The sequence below is a fragment of the Pseudomonas sp. SIMBA_041 genome, from assembly GCF_046535095.1.
Classification (GTDB): Bacteria; Pseudomonadota; Gammaproteobacteria; order Pseudomonadales; family Pseudomonadaceae; genus Aquipseudomonas; species Aquipseudomonas mucoides.
On the sequence record NZ_JAWRXJ010000740.1, the window covers coordinates 1 to 247 of the forward strand.

1 protein-coding gene and 1 pseudogene are annotated in these 247 nt (G+C 63.2%); both read left to right on the plus strand.

Annotation, left to right across the window (positions count from 1 at the left end; genetic code table 11):
* Positions 1-160, plus strand: a pseudogene (locus SB725_RS33075) (serine/threonine-protein phosphatase); the annotation flags it as partial.
* A 2-nt stretch (positions 161-162) separates the two neighbouring features.
* Positions 163-247: hypothetical protein (locus tag SB725_RS33080; protein ID WP_410923684.1), on the plus strand; the 85-nt coding region annotated here is incomplete at its 3' end.

Consider the following 247-nt stretch of genomic DNA (forward strand, 5'->3'; position numbering starts at 1 on the left):
CAGCGACGGCCTGAACAAGACCGCCGAGGACTTTGAGCTGCGTGACGTGCTCAGCCACAGCGAGCCCAATGACGTGGTGCGCAGCCTGATCCACCTGGGCCTGACCCGGGGCGCTCCGGACAACATCACCGCCATCGTGATCAAGGCCGCAGGACACTGACCATGGACATTCTGATTCCCGGCTTTGACATCCAGGGCGAAATTGGCGAAGGCGCCATGGCCAGCGTGTACCTGGCGACCCAGCGTT